The sequence below is a fragment of the Pantoea eucrina genome (assembly GCF_002095385.1).
Lineage (GTDB): Bacteria > Pseudomonadota > Gammaproteobacteria > Enterobacterales > Enterobacteriaceae > Pantoea > Pantoea eucrina.
The window spans coordinates 1-430 of sequence record NZ_MIPP01000100.1 but is presented as its reverse complement, the minus strand read 5'-3'; the positions used below and the strand labels follow the sequence as shown (position 1 = coordinate 430).

Annotated in this window: 2 tRNA genes; both read left to right on the top strand. The window is 49.1% G+C overall.

From position 1 onward, the window contains the following. The first annotated feature begins 30 nt into the window (after positions 1–30). A tRNA-Ile gene (locus tag HA43_RS18535) sits at positions 31–107 on the top strand. Positions 108–214: 107 nt separating this feature from the next. Further along, positions 215–290 (top strand) — tRNA-Ala (locus HA43_RS18530). Positions 291–430 lie beyond the last annotated feature (140 nt).

Here is a 430-nt window from a genome sequence, read left to right as displayed (position 1 = left end):
GAAATTTAAAGAAGCAGTAAAACTCTCTCCAGGCTTGTAGCTCAGGTGGTTAGAGCGCACCCCTGATAAGGGTGAGGTCGGTGGTTCAAGTCCACTCAGGCCTACCAAATTCTCCCGATTTCTGCGTTATGACAACGGTTCGCATAGTTCACTATGCTTCGCGTCGTCACGCCTTGAACTCGAAAGAATTGGGTAAAGGGTTTTGCGAATCATTGGGGCTATAGCTCAGCTGGGAGAGCGCCTGCCTTGCACGCAGGAGGTCAGCGGTTCGATCCCGCTTAGCTCCACCATCAACGTCCCCACGTTGATACTCAACTTCTGAATGCATTTTCGAGTGCATTGCGAAGTTATTGCTCTTTAACAATCCGGAACAAGCTGAAAATTTGAAACGACCGCGTCGTATTCGTTCTCCGTAATAAGAATGATGCGC